This is a genomic window from Sulfobacillus harzensis (assembly GCF_012933365.1).
In the GTDB taxonomy this organism is placed as follows: domain Bacteria; phylum Bacillota; class Sulfobacillia; order Sulfobacillales; family Sulfobacillaceae; genus Sulfobacillus_B; species Sulfobacillus_B harzensis.
Genome location: NZ_JABBVZ010000039.1, coordinates 1 through 16,349, shown reverse-complemented (window position 1 = coordinate 16,349; position 16,349 = coordinate 1). Strand labels below are relative to the sequence as shown.

The following is a 16,349-nucleotide window of genomic DNA, read 5'->3' as shown; positions in this document are numbered from 1 at the left end:
GAGGTCACGGGATGGGTTTTGAAGTGCTTGGCATCGCTTCGCAAGCGATTGCCGCTCAACAATTGGCATTGGACGTAACCGGGAACAATATGGCCAATGCCACCACTCCTGGCTACCACGTAGAATCGGTCAATCTGACCGAAAACGCGCCGGCACCGGATGCGGTCATGCCCACGACACTAATTGGCAACGGGGTTACCGCCACCGCGGTGACTCGGGCAACCAATGCCTTTTTGTCCTCCAGCGTGCGCAATCAGACCAGCGCGGAAAGCTACGCCACGGCCTTAAGCCAGGGTTTGAATCAGGTGCAAAACATTTTTCAAGAGCCCCAAAACGGGGGGCTCGCGGAGATGATGAATCAGTTTAATCAAAGCTGGCTCACGCTCTCTCAGAATCCAGAAAGTTTGTCGGCCCGCGAGAGCGTCATTCAAGACGGCAAAACCTTGGCATCCACATTAAACAGCATGGCCACCACGCTTTCCACCGAAGAGGCGGGCGTCAATCAGAATATTGTGAGCCAGGTGAGCCAAGTCAATCAATTGGCCGGGCAGATCGCGAAGTTGAATGGCCAAATTGCCACCGTGAGCACGTCGGGCCAGCAACCGAATGATCTTCTCGATCAACGGGGGCAACTGCTCACCGAGCTGACCAAACTGGTCCATGTCAGCTATGCTAACGGTCCTGCCAACTCCCTGGACGTCTACATCGGATCGCACCCGTTGGTGACCGGGGAGCGAACCTACCAAATCAATGCGACCAGTTCAACCTACGGTTCGACGAAGATTACCGTACCCCAATGGCAAGATACCGGGAGCGACGTGCAAATTCAGTCCGGATCGCTGGCTGGCAATATTGCACTCTTATACACCAATTCCATTAACGGAAGCCTGTCGAGCGGCCTGAAGGCGGGATATCTTACCGGATATGGTCAGAAGCTGGACAACATTGCGCAAGCGCTGGCGACCGCCGTCAACACTGGGCAGGCGGCCGGCTACGATCTGAACAATAATCCCGGGGCGACATTTTTCGTGGCAGCCGCAGGTCCAGCCGGGGTACCGCCGACCATTTCCGCAAGTGACATTAAGGTCAGCAGCAGTCTCAGCGCGAATCAATTGGCGGCAGCCTCCAGTTCTAATGCCCCCGGTGACGGAAGTCATGCCGAAAGCTTGTACAACACCCTCTCCAATACCTCATTGGCTATTGGCAACTCTACAACCACGCTGGCTGGCTACTACCAGTCCGTGGTGGGACAAGTCGGCATTGATGGACAAAACGCCTCAAACTTATCCACCGACAGCCAAAACACGCTGACGTCGCTGAAAAACGAATTATCCTCGGTCACCGGCGTGGACTTAAATCAGCAGTCGGTCAACATGATTCAAGAGCAGCAAAGCTATGAGGCGGCCGCTAAACTCATCACCACCCAGCAGACGATGATTCAAAGTCTCTTGTCGGCGGTCGGCTAGAAAGGAGGAATTCGATGAACGTTACACCCATGACCATAGCCAATAGCCTTCTGCAAAACATCCAAAACCAGGAGAGCCAAATCACTCAGTTACAGCAGGAGGAGTCGACCGGGCAAAGCTTTCAGGTGCCTTCAGACAATCCCATTGCGGCCGAAAACACGTTGGGCCTCAACAATACCTTAAGTCAGCTTCAGGGCTACACTCAATCGGCTCAGGCTGCCGAAGGCTGGATTAACCAAACCAACGGCGTCCTCAGCAGCATGATTTCCCTATGGGATCAGGCCCTGCAGACGGCTACCCAGGCGGCCAACTCCACCAACAACCCCAGCGACCTGAACGCCATGGCGGAAACCGTAAAAGGCCTGCAGCAAAACTTTGGCGAGCTGCTGAATACTCAGTATGAGGGTAGTTATATTTTCTCAGGCTATAACGACCAAACCCCGCCTATCGGCTCAACGGGAGCCACCAATCCATGGCCTGCCGGGGCGACGGATGCCCGGACCTTTGGGATTGACACCAACACCAACGTGACGGTCAACCTGACAGGATGGGAAAACGTGGGTCAAGGAGGCACCAGCACCGCCCCAGTCAATTATCTTCTTCAGGCCTATCAAGACTTGGGAACGCTGTCCCAGGACATTTCAAGCGGGCCCACAGCCGTCAAGGGGATGTTGAAGGGTCTCAATCAAGACCTTAGCAACTTGACTAGTGCGCAAGCGCTGGAAGGCGGACGGTTGGCGCGGGTAAAAAACACCCTGACCCAACTGCAAAACGCCTCCTCTGACCTTAGTCAGAATATCGCCAATACATCCGGCGCCAACATGGCGCAAGTCACCACCCAGCTGGCACAGGAGGAAGACGCCTATCAGGCCGCCTTGCAAAGCGGGTCGAAAATTTTGTCCCTATCGCTCTTGAACTACATCAATCCCTAGGCGGGACAGAAAGGATTATCATGCCGACAATTGACACGCGCTTTCATGGGCGCATTGCCATCGATGACGCAGACATTCTGATGGTGGATTACGAAATTTTGGGGTTCCCTCAGGAGCGGCGGTTTGTGCTCTTGCCGCATCAAGCCAATAGTCCCTTCCTCTACTTGCAGTCGGTATCCACGCCATCGCTGGCGTTTATTTGCATCGACCCTCTTTTGCGCTTCCCGGAATATCAACTGCCTCCAAATGAGTTGCCGGAACCGCTCGGCGAGGCTTCCGAGTGGGCCGTTCTATGTTTATGTACGATGGGCAATGGGCACACTCCCAGCATGAATCTCCGCAGTCCTCTGGTCTTTAATCGCCGTACCCGCCGCGGTGGCCAATTTGTGCTATCCTTGCCGTATCCCGTTCAATATCCCTTGTTCCCGGAGGGAACATCGTCGGAGGCGCCGAGTCATGCTGGTACTCACCCGTAAAACAAACGAAGCCCTCCAACTGCAGGAGGGCACCATTCGCATTGTGGTCCTGTCCATTCAAGGCGACCAAGTCAAGCTGGGTATCGAGGCGCCGAAGGACGTGACCATTATGCGCGAGGAAATTGTCCTAGCTCAGAGTCAAAACCGGGAAGCGGCGGAATCCATTTCGCCAGACGATTTGGCCCAGTTCACGGATTCTGAGAAAGGGAACCCATCTCCTCGCCCGTCACCAAAATCTCGGTAATCTTGACGCCAAATTGCTCACCGATAATCACCACATCGCCGCGGGCCACGAGCCGCCCATTCAGATAGAGATCGACCGGCTCGCCATAGGCACGATCGAGCTCAATGACTGAACCCGGCCCCACTTCGAGCACGTCTTTGACGGTGACTTCCGTGCTGCCCAACACCACCTCCACCGTCAGTGGCACGTCCCAAAGAAATTCTACCGATTCTGAACCTGAGCCAGGACGGGTCGACCCCGTTCCTGGGTCGTCGAGCTCGCTAAATTCGACCTTTTTGACCTCGACAACCGCATCCTCTGCCGCCGCTTCTGACGTGTCCGAGGCATCCACCAACGCCTGAATTTCTTCCGCGGTTAGCCGGGCCGCCTTCTTTGCCATTACTCTTCCTCCATTCGGGAAATCACCCGCACAGCCAACTTCCCATGGCTCTTGCCGGGCAACACCAAGAACTTTTCACGATTGGACAAGCGGAGCATGAGCGGCTGGTCGTAACGATTCTTCAATATCACCGCATCTCCGACTTTGAGCTGGCTAAAGTCGCCCAGCGTGATGTCTGTCCGCCCTAACAATACGCTGCCGGTCACGGGGGCGGCTTCCACATGACGAAGCATGGCTTCCGGTTTCGGGACCACGTTTTCCATGGTGCCATCGCGGATAAGCTGATATTTCAGCGCCGCCTCGGCTAAGGGCTCGATGTTGGCATAGGGCCAAACCAAAGCCAGGTGGCCTCGATGACCATCCACACCCACCTGCTGGCGGGCCACCACCACCAAATCCCCTTCGGCCGCCACCTGGGCAAAACTAGGGTTATGCTCCATCGCCTGCATCTTGGGTTCAATCGGTGCCATGGGCTGCCAGACATCCCGATATACCGCCAGAATGCGCTCAAAGAGGCGGCGGATGATGGACTGCTCAATTTCGGTCAAGCGCCGGGACGGCATTTCGCCAACCCCGGGGCCGCCCAACGAGCGGTCCACCATCGCCAAAGCCACCATCGGCGCACACTCAATCATGGCGCTGCCGGGATTGGGAGCGGCATTGAAAACGCCCAGAACCGCCGGTACCTTTATTGTCTGCAGCATTTCCTCGTAGGGTACCTGTTCCACCGTCATATGCTGCAGCTGGACCGGGGTGCGAAGATAAGTGGCCAGCACATTCGCGGCACTGCGCCAAAAAGTTGTGAGGACCGTCGTTACAGCGTCCAATTGTCCCCGGCTTAATTGATGAGGACGCTGAAAGTCATATGGACGAACTCCTTCATGCTCTCGAACTAGCCCCATGGCCTCTCCTCGCGAACGGAACTATTGCGTCAACAGATTGGAAAAGTACACATCCGATACCGATCCTGGACCAAAAATAGACTGCAAGATGGTGGACACTTGGTCTTTAAACACGGTAATGCCGCCGGAACTGGTGAACTCGCTATACGGGGTAGACCGGGCCAACGCAATAAGTTGATTGCGAATCTTCGCGTCCAACAGCGCCGAACCCGTGCCTGTACTGCCGCTCGAGGCCGTAGCCGTACCTCCTGCCGACTTTAAAGCAGCCGGCATGACCTCAAACTCCAAATCAAAGCTCACATAATGAGTATTGCCGGCCAAATTGGACTGAATCCCCGTCTCCGTGATCGGCACCGCCGTTTGAGGATTAAAAGGCACGGACTCGATCACGGGTGGCGGTGTATGGCTCAACATCGAAGGCTCCATGAAGATAATGCCTGCGGCACCCGCTCCCAGCCCAACAATAAAGACAATCACAAACAGCAAAATCTTCTTCAACCGGATCCCTCTTTATCATTCATTCCTGCGGCTTATTTCGGCCGCTAATATATTCCACAATTCGCCACCCTTCGAGGAATTCCTTCGCGCCGCAATAGTTTTTGCCCGAGCAAAATTCCCGCTAAAGACTATCGCTTGGGAAGGGACCGACAGTACACTGGGAAGAGGAGGATCAAGTGGACACCTATCTGCTCATCGCCCTGAATACGCTCTTGGAAGACCTCGTGGCCCCCATGGCTACGGGAATCAGTTCGAGTGGCGCCAACTTTGCGGCACTCCTCAATGGGGAGTCCTCTTCCAGCACAACCCCAAGCCCATCCGGTTCAACTACAGTGGATGGGGCGCTAGCCGCCGCCGCCAGCGCCACAGGCCTTTCACCGGCACTGCTGAAGGCGGTCGCAACGGTGGAATCTGGACTCAATCCCGCCGCGGTCAGCTCGGCAGGCGCCATTGGCCTTATGCAACTGATGCCGGGGACTGCCGCGCAATTGGGCGTCAACCCCGAAAACGCCGCCCAAAACGCAATGGGCGGCGCCGAGTATCTCAAAAGTCTCTTAGGAGAATTCCACCAGAACCTCTCCTTGGCCGTGGCTGCATATAATGCCGGTCCTGGGGCCGTGGATGAATATGGCGGCATCCCTCCATACCAGCAAACGCAACATTATGTCCGTGCCGTGCTGGCTCAATATCAGGCCAACATGGCATCCCCTACACCTGCAAATTCGTCGTCGACTGTATAACCTGTTGATCCACGGAAATAACCTTGGCGTTGACGCTATAGGCCGTTTCTGCCTGCACCAGGTTCACCAGATTGTCAGCCAGATTGGTGGAGCTTTGGTTGACAGCCGACGGCGCTAATGTGCCCGTCCCGCCTTGACCTGGCGTCACCACCGTGGGCTTGCCGGAATTGGCCGACAACCCATACAGATTGTTGCCCTGGGCGACCAAGCCGGACGGATTGGGGATGGAGGCCAGCTTGACCTGCCCCACCACCTGGGGACCATTGGCCCCTTTAATCGTGACCACACCATCAGCCGAGATGGTAAACTGCGCGCCCTGGGGAATGGTGACGGGCGGATAGAGCTTGGCCCCGCTAGGCAGCACCAATTCGCCCCCCGAGTCGATCTCGAAGGTTCCAGCCCGCGTGAAAGCGATGCCGTTAGGCGTGGAAACCATGAAGAACCCATCCCCTTGAATCGCCAAGTTTGACGGGGTGCTGGTAGGTTGAATGCCGGTGCCGAACACCGGTACATTGCCCTGCAGAGCGGCACCGGCATTCAATGTGAGGCCGGGGACCAGTGTCTGACCCAACAATTTGGCGCCGGAAGGGCGCACCACGGCATTGCCTGTGCTGGCCACCGCCGTCTCCCGGCTTCCATAGCCCGGCGTGTTGGCGTTGGCAATGTTGGACGCAATCGCGTTCAACACATCGCTTTGTGTATTCAGCCCGTTAGATCCAATTCCAAGTACTGAGAACATCGCGCATCCTTTCTCGCGCTACGCCAGAACCCCCAGCGTGGCCGCGGTCGATAGACGTTTGGATTCCTCATTCACCATTTCCGTCAGCGATTGATAGCGGGATTGCGCATCAATCATTTGCACCATTTCATCCGCAACATTGACATTAGAGCTATTCACAGCAGATTGAAGAACCTGTCCCGTAAACGGCAACCGCGTGGGGCTGGTATAAAGATCGTTGCCCAGTGCCTTGAGGCCGACGGGCGACAAATTGGTCAGCGCCAACGCGCCGACCGTCGTGGTTCCTTGGGTAATCACCCCGGTGGGGCTGACAGTGAACCCCTGGCCTGTTTTCACGTGAATGGGTTGGCCATTTTTACCCAGCACCAAGTCGCCTCGAGCGGTCACCAATCGGCCCAAGGCGTCGACAGAGAATTGCCCATCGCGGGTGTAGGCGATGCCGTTTGCCGTTCGCACCACAAAGAACCCATTGCCTAAAATGGCCACGTTATTGGGGTTGCCGGTGGACTCAACCCCACTTCCCGCCATGTCAATAGCGGAGGTAAAGGCCACCCCGCTGGAACTTTGACCTAACACCTTGGGGTTGCGACCATTTTCGACCACCGTACCGCTCGGAAATGCTTCAAACGTACCGCTTTCCGCCAAATAGCCGGGCGACTGGGAATTGGAAAGATTGCCCGCAACAAGGGCCAAGTTCTGATTTTGTCCAATCATCCCAGCCGCTGCGATATAGAGCGCGTCCATTGCCGTTCCTCCCTCAGCCCGGGCTAGATGGTTTCCCGATTGATGTCCCGTGGCCAGTTCTCCACCAACCGCCGAACGAAAGCCCCCCACCCGCCTCGTCGGGGCGGCGGCACCCGGTGTAGCAACCGATCGGCAATATCCCCGATGTCTCCCGCCGCCTCACTATTGGGGTAGGCAGAGAAAAACGGAACTTGGCGAATAACCGAGCGGGCCACCACCGGATCCTCAGCGACAAGCCCTAAAAATTCCACCGGCTGACCCAGCGCTTTAACCGCCAAATCGGTCAGCCTATTCCCCATGCGCGTCCCTTGTTCGCGGCTCTGACTCCGGTTCATGATGAGTTTCAACGCGACCCGGCCATCCTGTTCCCAGACGGCCTTGATGAGTCCATAGGCATCCGCCAGTGCTGTGGGCTCCGGGTTGGTCACCACCAATGCCTCGTCGGCCGCTAGAACGAACGCCAATACGCTGTCCGAAATACCAGCCGAGGTGTCGATGATGAGCCAGTCGCACTCGCCTTCCAACTCTTGAAATCCTTCAATAATATGTGAAATTTCCACGGCGTCGAGGCGCGCTAATTCCGTGATGCCGGAACCTCCCGGAATAATCCGAACCCCATTGGGCGCGTTTTGCAGCGTCTCCTTCAAGGTCACGCGATGCTCAACCACATCCCATAGCGTGTATATCGGTTCATAACCTAGCATAATATTAATGTTGGCCAAACCCAAATCTGCGTCGAGAATAACGGTGCGTTGGCCCCGTTCGGCCATCGCCAGGGCAAGATTCAGCACCAGACTGGACTTGCCCACGCCCCCCTTTCCCGACGTGACCGCCATCACTCGTGCCCCTTGCAGCCGCTGATTGAGTACTTCACGCGTAGCTTGATCGGTTTTGGAGCGAACCCAGCTGCGCAGCGCATCGCCTTGATGTGCCATCAGCGCTCCCCTCCCATCATCAGATTAACCAAGGTCTCCGGAAACGCCGCCTGAATATCGTCGGGCACATTCTGGCCATCGGTTAAATATGACAGGGGCCAGCCAAGCGTTAGCGCGGCCGTCCAGAGCGCACCCGGGCGCCGCACCTCGTCAATTTTGGTAAAGCAGATTTTGGCATCCAACCCGTCAGCAAAAACTTGGGCCGTCTCGCACATCAAGCCCGCTTCCATGGTGGCAGGGATAACAAGCTGCACGTCGGTCGCCTGGGACAGTTGCTGTATGGTGCGAATTTCCGACATGTACAAGGCATGATTAAGACTGTGGCCTGCCGTATCAATCAGCACCACGTCCCACTTGCGGTCCTTCAAAATGTGAGGAATGTCCTGGGGTCTCAGCGCTACTTGAAACGGCACCCCGATGATTTCCGAGTAGGTTTTCAACTGCTCAACGGCCGCCACCCGAAAAGTATCGGTGGAGATTAAGAGCACCGACTTCTGCCGTTCCAAATGGCAATAGGCGGCGAGTTTGGCAATCGTGGTGGTTTTGCCCGATCCCGTCGGCCCGACAAACAACACCGTGGCGGGTTCAGCAAGCGCGATGGGAGCGGGAGGCCCCAATCGCTCCATGAGAGTCTCGCGGATCGCCTGCTCGCGCGGGCACTCCTCTTCCTGTTGGCGCACACGCACGGCCTCGGCTAATTTTCTCGACCAACCCTCTGAGACGCCCCGGTCCAAGAAGAACTGATACGCTTCTAGCGTCTGGTCATCTCCCAAACCCTCCATCCGCTCTAACCGCTCTCCCATGCCTTCCAACAGGGTGAGCACTTGGCTGAGGCGGGGATCCTCGGGCAGCGGCGGAGGCTCAACCAGGGGCGGATGGGCCACCTCCACCACGGGTCCGGCTGCCGGAGCCAGCACGGTCGGTGCTGCCTCCTTGGAGGACGCCGCGCCATTTCGGCGCGGATAGTCGGTCGCCACCAGCACTTGATAGCCGCTTTGCCAAAACTTCCACCAATGATCGCGGGCTTTCCCGGACGACAGAATAATGGCGTCGTCACCGAGTTCCAGCTTAGCCATGGCTAAGGCTTCTTCTGCCGTGCGCCCGGAATACCGCTTGACGATCATATGGATACCACTCCCACCGTTTTCACCGAAATATCAGTCCCCAACTCCGCATACGACAGAACCGACAGGTCCCGCCACATGCGCTCCGTTAACCGTTTCAAATAAACCCGCACCAGCGGCGAAGTAATGATGGTCGGCGGTGCGCCGTTCGGAAGCTTGGTGAGGGAATCGCGGATGCTCTGAAAAATCTGCTGGGCCTTGGCCGGGTCCAAATTTAAATAATTACCTTGATCCGTATTCTCAATCGAGCTCCGGATTTCCGCCTCAACCTCGGGCGACAACACCAGCGCGTGCAACACGCCTTGACGCATGAGGCCCCGCGTAATGTGGCGGCCAATCGCCTGCCGCGCCGCCTCCGTCAACACGTCGATGTCGCGCGTCACCCGGGCCCGATCCGCCAAAGCCTCCAAGATTGTCGGCAGGTCACGGATCGAAACCCGTTCGCGCAGCAAATTGGCCAACACCCGCTGCACTTCTCCGAGACTTAATAGATCGGGTATCAATTCCTGCACGACCACCGGATGGGTTTGCCGCACATGGTCAATTAAGAGTTTGACATCTTGACGCCCGATAATCTCGTACGCGTGTCGGCGAATAATCTCCGCGAGATGCGTCACCATCACCGAACCCGGATCGATGATGGTCGCCCCTGCCATCTCCGCCCGGTCACGCGCGTCCTCGCGAATCCAGAATGCCGGCAGGCCAAACACGGGATCTTGCGTCGGCGTTGCCGCCTCAATCCCCAAATCGCCACCTCCCATCGCCAAAAATCGATCCGGCCGCACGTCCGCCAACGCCACCTCGGCCCCGCGAATGCGAATGCGGTATTGATTGAGGGCGAGTTCCAGGTTGTCTCGCACCCGGATGGGGGGAATCACCAGCCCCAACTCCACCGTAATCTGCCGTCGCAACGCCGAGATGCGCTCGCGCAAATCGTTCCCCGCCTGTCCGCCGACCAGAGGCACCAATCCCACACCGACTTCCAATTCCACCGCGTCGCTGCCAATGAGATTTAGTGCCGATTCCGGTCGATTTTGCGCCGCTGCGCTTTCGACACGCTTCTTCTCTTCGGATGCCGCCTTTTCCTTCTTTTGGTTCTCATCCATTCGCCATGCGAGATAAAACACGACGCCGCCCATGGGCAAGAGAATCCACGGCGAGGTGAAGATGGCCAGCAATCCCAAGACGATGGCGACGATGTACAGCACCCGGGGAAGGGCTGTCAGCTGCGACAGCACATCGGTGTTCAGCGTGTTCCCAGTTCCCCCTGACCGGGTCACCAAGATACCGGTCGAGGTGGACAGCAGCAACGCGGGAATCTGGGTGGTGAGCCCTTCCCCGACGGTGAGGATGGTATAAGTGCTAGCAGCCGCGCCAATCGCCAGATGCCGCTGCACCAGCCCAATAATGAGGCCGCCGACGATGTTGATGAGAACAATCACAATGCCGGCCATGGCATCCCCACGAACAAACTTGGACGCACCGTCCATGGCGCCATAAAAATCAGCCTCGCGCTCAATCTCCTGCCGACGCCGCTTGGCCTCGTCCTCTTTGATCAATCCGGCGTTAAGCTCCGCATCCACGGCCATCTGCTTGCCCGGCATGGCGTCCAACGTGAAGCGCGCGGCAACTTCCGATACGCGCTCAGCACCGCGGGTGATGACCATAAACTGAATCACAATCAAGATGATGAAAATGATAATCCCTACAACAACGTTGTTGCCAACCACCATCCGACCAAAGGTTTGGATCACCGCGCCGGGGTCGCCGCGCAATAAAATTAACCGGGTCGCGGTCACCTCCAATGCCAGCCGGAACAGCGTGGTCAATAACAACAAGGAAGGGAAAACCGACAAATCCAGCACCTGGTCGATAAACATGGTGCTCACCAAGACCGTCACCGACAGCGCAATATTGACCAGCAGGAAGAAGTCTAGTATCCACGGCGGAACCGGGATGACCAGCATTAAGATGGCGATAATCGCTGCGACCGGCACAAACCCTTCCCGCATGATAGCCCGGGCATTCCATCTCATCGTCCCTGCCTCCGCCGAATGATAAAGGCGAGAATGTCAGCCACCGCTTGATAGTGCTCCTCGCGAATGGTCTCGCCCAAAGGTACTAAATACAGCGCCCGGGCTAAGGGGGGATTTTCCACAATGGGGATGGAATGCTCGTAGGCAATCTCGCGCATCGCCAGTGCCGTTTCGTCCGCCCCCTTGGCGATAACCTGCGGCGCCGGCATGGTCATCTCATCCCACTTTAGGGCTACGGCGTAGTGCGTGGGGTTGGTCACCATCACGGAGGCGTTTTTCACTTCCCGCATCCCCGTCTGAATAAAGCGTCGGTGCATCTGCCGGCGCCTCCCGCGGACCTCGGGATTGCCGTCCGTTTCCTTCATTTCGTCCCGGACTTCCTGCGTGGACATCTTCAGGCTCTGCTGAAAAGAGCGGTACTGATAGAAGGCATCTATCGCGCCGATCAGAAAGAAGGCAGCCGCTGTGCGGGTCAGCACCCCGGTCAAGAGGCTGGCTGACTCGGCCAGAGCCTGACCGAGCGGCATCACCAGAAGCTGGCCATAGGCATGCAATTGGGAGGCAATGGTCACCCCAGCCGCCACACCAATAATCCCCACCTTCAAAAGTCCTTTAGCCAGCATCCACAGCCCTTGCACCGAGAACATGCGCTGAAGTCCGGCTATGGGATTGAGGCGAGCGAAGTCTGGCGCCAACCGCGTGAGGTTGAAGCGAAGCCCATGCTGGGCAAATCCGGACAACAGACCCACCCCGGTAATGGGCAGCGCCACCGGCATGAGCACCGTTAACAAAGCGTGGGCCGCCGTCAGTGCGGCCTGGTCCCAGCTTTGGGCAAATTCGGGGGTGGTACTGAGCGCCAGGATGGCCGCCTCCATGTGGGCGAGCTGCCGTCCGCTCCATGGAAGATACCAGCGCAGCACTAACACCGCCACCAATAGGGCTACCGCGGCCTGAAAGTCCGGGCTGAACCAGCCTTGGCCTTCCTCGCGCGCCCGCTGGCGCCTTCTCGGGGTCGGTGCTTGAGTTCGCTCGGCCATCATCCATGGACCGGCTATGGGAAATGTTGTCGCAATTACGGCCATTAGGCATGTCCTTCCAAATACACCAACAATCGGCTCACATCAGTCCACGCATGCTGCCATATCGTTGGCATCACGGCGAGCATGGTGGGCAAAATGATGACAAACATCAAAAGACTCAACCCAAAATTGATGGGCAGGGAGAAAAAGTAGGCGTTCAATTGGGGAAACGCCCGGGACAACACCCCCACCGCAAGATTCACAATGAGTCCAGTCATAACCAATGGCGCCGCCATCAACAGCGCAATTTCCAGGACCGTTTGAAACAAGCCCGTGACAAAGCCGAACGATGCCCCGGGAATCACCAAGGCATTGATGGAGATGGCCTGAAAACTGGAATGGAGTGCCACAATCATCAATTCCGGGCCCCCACCCACAATAAACACAAACAGCGCCAACAGCGTCTCCCACTCCGCCAAAAACGAGCCTTCGGAGAGAAGCCCAGGATTGGCCGCCACCGCCAAACCGACCCCCAACTGATAAGTGATGACCTGCCCGGCCATCCCAAACAAGCTCAAAAAGAGCGCCAACACCAACCCCATCATGGTCCCAACGACAAACTGCACCAGAATTCCGATGGACAATGCAACGCCGGTCATGGAGGCGTCCGCATGCAGGCCAGGCGTCAGAATCAGCGCCAGCACAAACACCATGGCGACCCGGAGCATCGCCGGAATATAGCTGGAACTGAACAGCGGGGCGGTGACAATGATGCCCGCTATGCGGGCCGCCACCAAGAGAAAGGTGACCGTGGCTTCCGTGAGGTCGAGTGCCAGGGTCATCGCTCCCAATCCTCGCGTCCCTCTCCGGCTTTCCTTTTCATTGTAGGAAAGACCCCTGCCCGACCCGACATTTTAAGCACCATATTCTTCGTCATGGCAAGTATCCAGTTTGCCAGAAACTGGACAGATCGCGCTGCATGAAGGAAACCAAGATGCGAAGAAACCATGGCCCGCCGATGTAGAGAATCACGCCCAGCGCGACCAGCTTGGGGAGAAAGGAGAGAGTCATCTCCTGAATCTGGGTCGTCGCTTGAAAGATGCCCACTAACAATCCCACCAGCAGGGCGGCTGCTAATAGCGGCAGCAACACAATTCCGGCAGTAATCATCGCAGACTGGCTTAATTGCAAGGCGTGGTCGAACATATTATCCTCCATGGAACGACATGACCAGCGATTGGACCACCAGACTCCAACCGTTAGCCAGCACAAACAGCAACAGCTTAAGCGGCAGCGAGATCAGCGTGGGAGGCACCATCATCATTCCCATCGACATCAAGATGGTAGACACCACCATGTCAATGACCACAAACGGGATGTAGATGTAGACCCCAATTTCAAAGGCGGTCTTAAGTTCGGAAATAATAAACGCGGGGATTAATGCCATCGTGGGCACACCCGCCAAACCGTGCGGCGGCTTGATGTGGTCCAACTTCAGAAAGAGCGCCAGGTCGCTAGTCCGTGTTTGCTGGTACATGAACTTCCGCAACGGCACCAAAGCTTTGGCGCCCGCCCGCGTCAAGGTCAGGTGCCCGGCAAGATATGGATGCAGTGCCTGATGATTGATGGCGGTAAGCGTCGGAGACATGATAAAGAAAGTCAAAAACAGCGCCAATCCAATGAGCACTTGGTTGGGAGGCGTCTGCTGGAGTCCTAGAGCGCTGCGGACGAACGACAGCACCGTGACAACACGGGTAAAGGCGGTCATGGTCAGCAAAATGGCCGGTAGAAACGAGAGAAGCGTCAATAGCGCCAGAATGCCGATGGTTTGGCTAGGCGACGAACTCGACCCGGGGTTGATGGTAACCGCAGGGAGGCCCCCGTTCCCCGCCGCCCACACCGGAGCCGACGCCAAGAGGACGGCCGCTCCCGCGATAATGGGCGCCAAGGGCGTCTTGAGCGTCATTCGCGGCCGTCCCGCTTTAACCGCTTCATCATTTCTTCCGCAAACTGCGAGAGGGACGGCGGGGATGCCGGCGCCCCATCGACCGTCGCCGTAGCACGCTCTGCCATTGCCTCCGGGGGAATCTCCATCAAGAGCGAAATCGATTGATCGGTCACCCCAAGCGCGACCGTCCGGTCCACCAACTGAACCAGGGCCACCCCCCGTTTGGGGCCTAGCGACAAATAGTCAATTTGATTTAGGTAGCGGGAAGCACTGATTTTGCCAAAGCCGATCTTCTTCAGCATGCGCGCCGCCCCCCAAGCCAAGGCCACCACCAGTGCCATAGCCCACAGAAAGCGCAAAAACAATCCGACGGACGACATGCCTAAAATCCCCCAATCTCTTCAAATCATTATAAAAAGTGCCTGTCAGGAATACGAAACATCAAGAGCTATTTCTGCAGCGAACAAGCATCTCATTTATTGGAACAGAGGGGACAAGAATGGTTGTTATTAGCGAATGGATGGACGCTCAAGGGCTTGAGTTGCTAAAGCAGCTGCCACGGCCCGTCTCATATCAGCCCGATCTTTGGGGAGACGCTGACGCTTTGAAGCGTGTGCTGGCATCCGCGAGCTCGCTGGTGGTGCGAAACCGAACTCAGGTTAACGCCGCCCTCCTTGATTCCGCACCCGAGCTTAAGGTGGTGGGCCGTCTCGGGGTTGGTCTGGACAACATCGATGTGGATGCATGTCAGGAACGTCATGTGACGGTCGTGTATGCGCGAGGTGCCAATGCCATTGCGGTGGTCGAGTATGTCATTGGCGCCCTGCTCTACAGTATGCGTCCCTGGCAGGCATGGCATGACGCCGCCCGCGATGGACGCTGGCAGCGCCATTTGGGTGGACGAGAGATTCACGGCAAAACGCTCGGACTCGTAGGCATGGGCGACATCGGCAGTCGCGTGGCCCGGACGGCCCGCTTCCTCGGCATGACAGTGGCCGCCTATGATCCCCATTTGGCACCCTTTCACGCCCTCATTGCCGATGGCACTGTAAGCCCAGAATCGAGTCTTTTAGACCTGGTGTCACGATGTGACGCACTCACCTTGCATGCTCCTTTGCGACCAGAAACCACCCACCTCATCGACCGGGAGATTTTGCGAAACGCTAAACCGGGCCTGGTGCTCATCAACACCGCCCGGGGGGCGCTTATCGATGAATCGGCGCTCAATGAAGCGCTTCACGAAGGCCGGCTGGGCTCCGTCTTTCTCGATGTGCGCGAAGCGGAACCGCCCGCCATGCCCGATCCGTTGGCCTCTTTTCCCAACGTGCACTTAACGCCCCATCTGGCCGGACTGACTCAAGAAGCCCTAGGCCGCACCACGTCGCTAGTACTGGAAGATGTAGAGCGGGTCCTGTCTGGCCGTCCGCCGCGCTCACCCGTTCGCTGGCCATAATGAAGCGCAGGCCATTCTCGCAAGTGATATCATACCGGGGGAGGTGTTCCATGCGAACCCGGATGGCTCTCGTTGCCGCCATGACCCTCATGGCCTTATCAGGTTGCGGTACCCAGCAAGCCAAACCGCCCAAGCAATCAGTACCGACCACACCCGTCTCCACCCTAAAGATTGGACCGGTCGTATTTAAAAGTGGCAGCGTATGGCAGCTGAACAATCCCGGAGGCGGCACGCCGCGGGAATCCCTGGTGATCGAATCGATTCACGGGCATCGGGTGGGTGCCGTTGTCTATCTGAGCGAGTTCGGCTCTCTCATCGAGGCGAACCTAAAAGGCACGCCGAGTGCGAAAGGCAACCACCTGTCGCTTTCCGGAACCGTGGCCGAGGCGACCGTCAGTGGATCGTCCAAAACCCGACCCATCCGTCTTCTGCTACAGCCCGTGTCCCCGAAGACCGTGTGGGTCACGCAAACGATTCCCGGAGACACCGTCAATTCCTTTAGCCAGATCCCCTTCAAAGAAACAACGTCATGAAATTTGTGCCGAGGTCCTAAGGACGGACCTGGCCGGTGGGATAGACGCGGGAGGAGGCGGCCATTTGAGCCGCTTGCACGCCCCCATGATAGCTGAAGACCGAATGGTAGGTAAAGAGGGGCCTCGGGGCTTGGCTGTGGTAGCGAGTGCCCCTTGAGCGCCCTCCTCCCCATAGAACCGG

General features: G+C 57.3%; 20 protein-coding genes. 7 read left to right on the top strand and 13 right to left on the bottom strand.

The annotated features are described in order from the left end of the window. Positions 1–11 precede the first annotated feature (11 nt). Genes flgK through HIJ39_RS12070 form a run of 4 tightly spaced genes read left to right on the top strand, consistent with a single transcriptional unit; the run spans position 12 to position 3,118 of the window. Positions 12–1,466, top strand: a complete 1,455-nt coding sequence (gene flgK, locus HIJ39_RS12085) for a flagellar hook-associated protein FlgK (RefSeq protein ID WP_169100025.1) — start codon at positions 12–14, stop codon at positions 1,464–1,466. A gap of 14 nt (positions 1,467–1,480) precedes the next feature. Next, entirely contained in the window at positions 1,481–2,398 is a 918-nt protein-coding gene (gene flgL, locus HIJ39_RS12080) for a flagellar hook-associated protein FlgL (protein ID WP_169100023.1), read from the top strand. A gap of 20 nt (positions 2,399–2,418) precedes the next feature. Beyond that, on the top strand, positions 2,419–2,874 hold the full coding sequence (fliW, locus tag HIJ39_RS12075; protein ID WP_169100021.1) for a flagellar assembly protein FliW: 456 nt from the start codon (positions 2,419–2,421) through the stop codon (positions 2,872–2,874). Further along, positions 2,855–3,118, top strand: a complete 264-nt coding sequence (locus HIJ39_RS12070; protein WP_169100019.1) for a carbon storage regulator — start codon at positions 2,855–2,857, stop codon at positions 3,116–3,118. The genes fliW and HIJ39_RS12070 overlap by 20 nt, the downstream gene beginning before the upstream one ends. On the opposite strand, the gene fliN is transcribed toward HIJ39_RS12070, so the two are convergent. The 3 genes from fliN to HIJ39_RS12055 are packed head-to-tail and all read right to left on the bottom strand — an operon-like array spanning position 3,063 to position 4,897. Continuing rightward, the gene (fliN, locus tag HIJ39_RS12065; protein WP_169100017.1) at positions 3,063–3,497 is read right to left on the bottom strand and encodes a flagellar motor switch protein FliN; all 435 of its coding nucleotides are present in this window, start codon (positions 3,495–3,497) and stop codon (positions 3,063–3,065) included. The genes HIJ39_RS12070 and fliN overlap by 56 nt on opposite strands. Further along, a complete protein-coding gene (locus HIJ39_RS12060; protein ID WP_169100015.1) occupies positions 3,497–4,399 on the bottom strand; it encodes a flagellar motor switch protein FliM in 903 nt (300 codons plus the stop codon). The genes fliN and HIJ39_RS12060 overlap by 1 nt, the downstream gene beginning before the upstream one ends. A gap of 21 nt (positions 4,400–4,420) precedes the next feature. Continuing rightward, positions 4,421–4,897 carry a flagellar basal body-associated FliL family protein gene (locus HIJ39_RS12055; RefSeq protein WP_169100013.1) on the bottom strand — a complete coding sequence of 159 codons (477 nt, stop codon included), beginning with the start codon at positions 4,895–4,897 and terminating at the stop codon, positions 4,421–4,423. A 176-nt stretch (positions 4,898–5,073) separates the two neighbouring features. Here HIJ39_RS12055 and HIJ39_RS12050 point away from each other — a divergent pair, with 176 nt between their 5' ends. After that, positions 5,074–5,637, top strand: a complete 564-nt coding sequence (locus HIJ39_RS12050) for a transglycosylase SLT domain-containing protein (protein WP_169100011.1) — start codon at positions 5,074–5,076, stop codon at positions 5,635–5,637. Here the strand turns inward: HIJ39_RS12050 and HIJ39_RS12045 are convergent. The 10 genes from HIJ39_RS12045 to HIJ39_RS12000 all read right to left on the bottom strand — a co-directional run bounded on the left by HIJ39_RS12045 (position 5,606) and on the right by HIJ39_RS12000 (position 14,562). Next, the gene (locus tag HIJ39_RS12045; RefSeq protein WP_169100009.1) at positions 5,606–6,376 is read right to left on the bottom strand and encodes a flagellar hook-basal body protein; all 771 of its coding nucleotides are present in this window, start codon (positions 6,374–6,376) and stop codon (positions 5,606–5,608) included. The two genes, HIJ39_RS12050 and HIJ39_RS12045, sit on opposite strands and share 32 nt — an antisense overlap. Before the next feature lie 18 nt (positions 6,377–6,394). Continuing rightward, a complete protein-coding gene (locus HIJ39_RS12040) occupies positions 6,395–7,120 on the bottom strand; it encodes a flagellar hook-basal body protein (RefSeq protein ID WP_169100007.1) in 726 nt (241 codons plus the stop codon). Between the two features lie 23 nt (positions 7,121–7,143). Next, entirely contained in the window at positions 7,144–8,055 is a 912-nt protein-coding gene (locus HIJ39_RS12035) for a MinD/ParA family protein (protein ID WP_169100005.1), read from the bottom strand. Next, positions 8,055–9,179: a flagellar biosynthesis GTPase FlhF gene (flhF, locus tag HIJ39_RS12030; RefSeq protein ID WP_169100003.1), complete on the bottom strand. Its 1,125-nt coding sequence runs from the start codon at positions 9,177–9,179 to the stop codon at positions 8,055–8,057. Before flhF ends, HIJ39_RS12035 begins: the two co-directional genes overlap by 1 nt. Then, complete coding sequence (gene flhA / locus HIJ39_RS12025; protein ID WP_169100001.1) at positions 9,176–11,215, bottom strand: flagellar biosynthesis protein FlhA; 2,040 nt, start codon at positions 11,213–11,215, stop codon at positions 9,176–9,178. The genes flhF and flhA overlap by 4 nt, the downstream gene beginning before the upstream one ends. Next, positions 11,212–12,297 (bottom strand): EscU/YscU/HrcU family type III secretion system export apparatus switch protein, encoded by a 1,086-nt coding sequence (locus HIJ39_RS12020; protein ID WP_169099999.1) that lies wholly within the window; start codon positions 12,295–12,297, stop codon positions 11,212–11,214. Before HIJ39_RS12020 ends, flhA begins: the two co-directional genes overlap by 4 nt. Further along, positions 12,297–13,076 (bottom strand): flagellar biosynthetic protein FliR, encoded by a 780-nt coding sequence (locus HIJ39_RS12015; protein ID WP_169099997.1) that lies wholly within the window; start codon positions 13,074–13,076, stop codon positions 12,297–12,299. The genes HIJ39_RS12020 and HIJ39_RS12015 overlap by 1 nt, the downstream gene beginning before the upstream one ends. 91 nt (positions 13,077–13,167) lie before the next feature. Then, positions 13,168–13,440 (bottom strand): flagellar biosynthetic protein FliQ, encoded by a 273-nt coding sequence (locus HIJ39_RS12010; protein WP_169099995.1) that lies wholly within the window; start codon positions 13,438–13,440, stop codon positions 13,168–13,170. A 1-nt stretch (position 13,441) separates the two neighbouring features. Next, a complete protein-coding gene (gene fliP, locus HIJ39_RS12005) occupies positions 13,442–14,200 on the bottom strand; it encodes a flagellar type III secretion system pore protein FliP (RefSeq protein WP_169099993.1) in 759 nt (252 codons plus the stop codon). Beyond that, the gene (locus tag HIJ39_RS12000) at positions 14,197–14,562 is read right to left on the bottom strand and encodes a FliO/MopB family protein (RefSeq protein ID WP_169099991.1); all 366 of its coding nucleotides are present in this window, start codon (positions 14,560–14,562) and stop codon (positions 14,197–14,199) included. Before HIJ39_RS12000 ends, fliP begins: the two co-directional genes overlap by 4 nt. A 119-nt stretch (positions 14,563–14,681) precedes the next feature. Between HIJ39_RS12000 and HIJ39_RS11995 the strand changes: the two genes are divergently transcribed. Both HIJ39_RS11995 and HIJ39_RS11990 read left to right on the top strand, forming a co-directional pair. Further along, complete coding sequence (locus HIJ39_RS11995) at positions 14,682–15,635, top strand: NAD(P)-dependent oxidoreductase (RefSeq protein ID WP_169099989.1); 954 nt, start codon at positions 14,682–14,684, stop codon at positions 15,633–15,635. 50 nt (positions 15,636–15,685) lie between these two features. Next, on the top strand, positions 15,686–16,168 hold the full coding sequence (locus HIJ39_RS11990) for a hypothetical protein (protein WP_169099987.1): 483 nt from the start codon (positions 15,686–15,688) through the stop codon (positions 16,166–16,168). Positions 16,169–16,349: the final 181 nt, after the last annotated feature.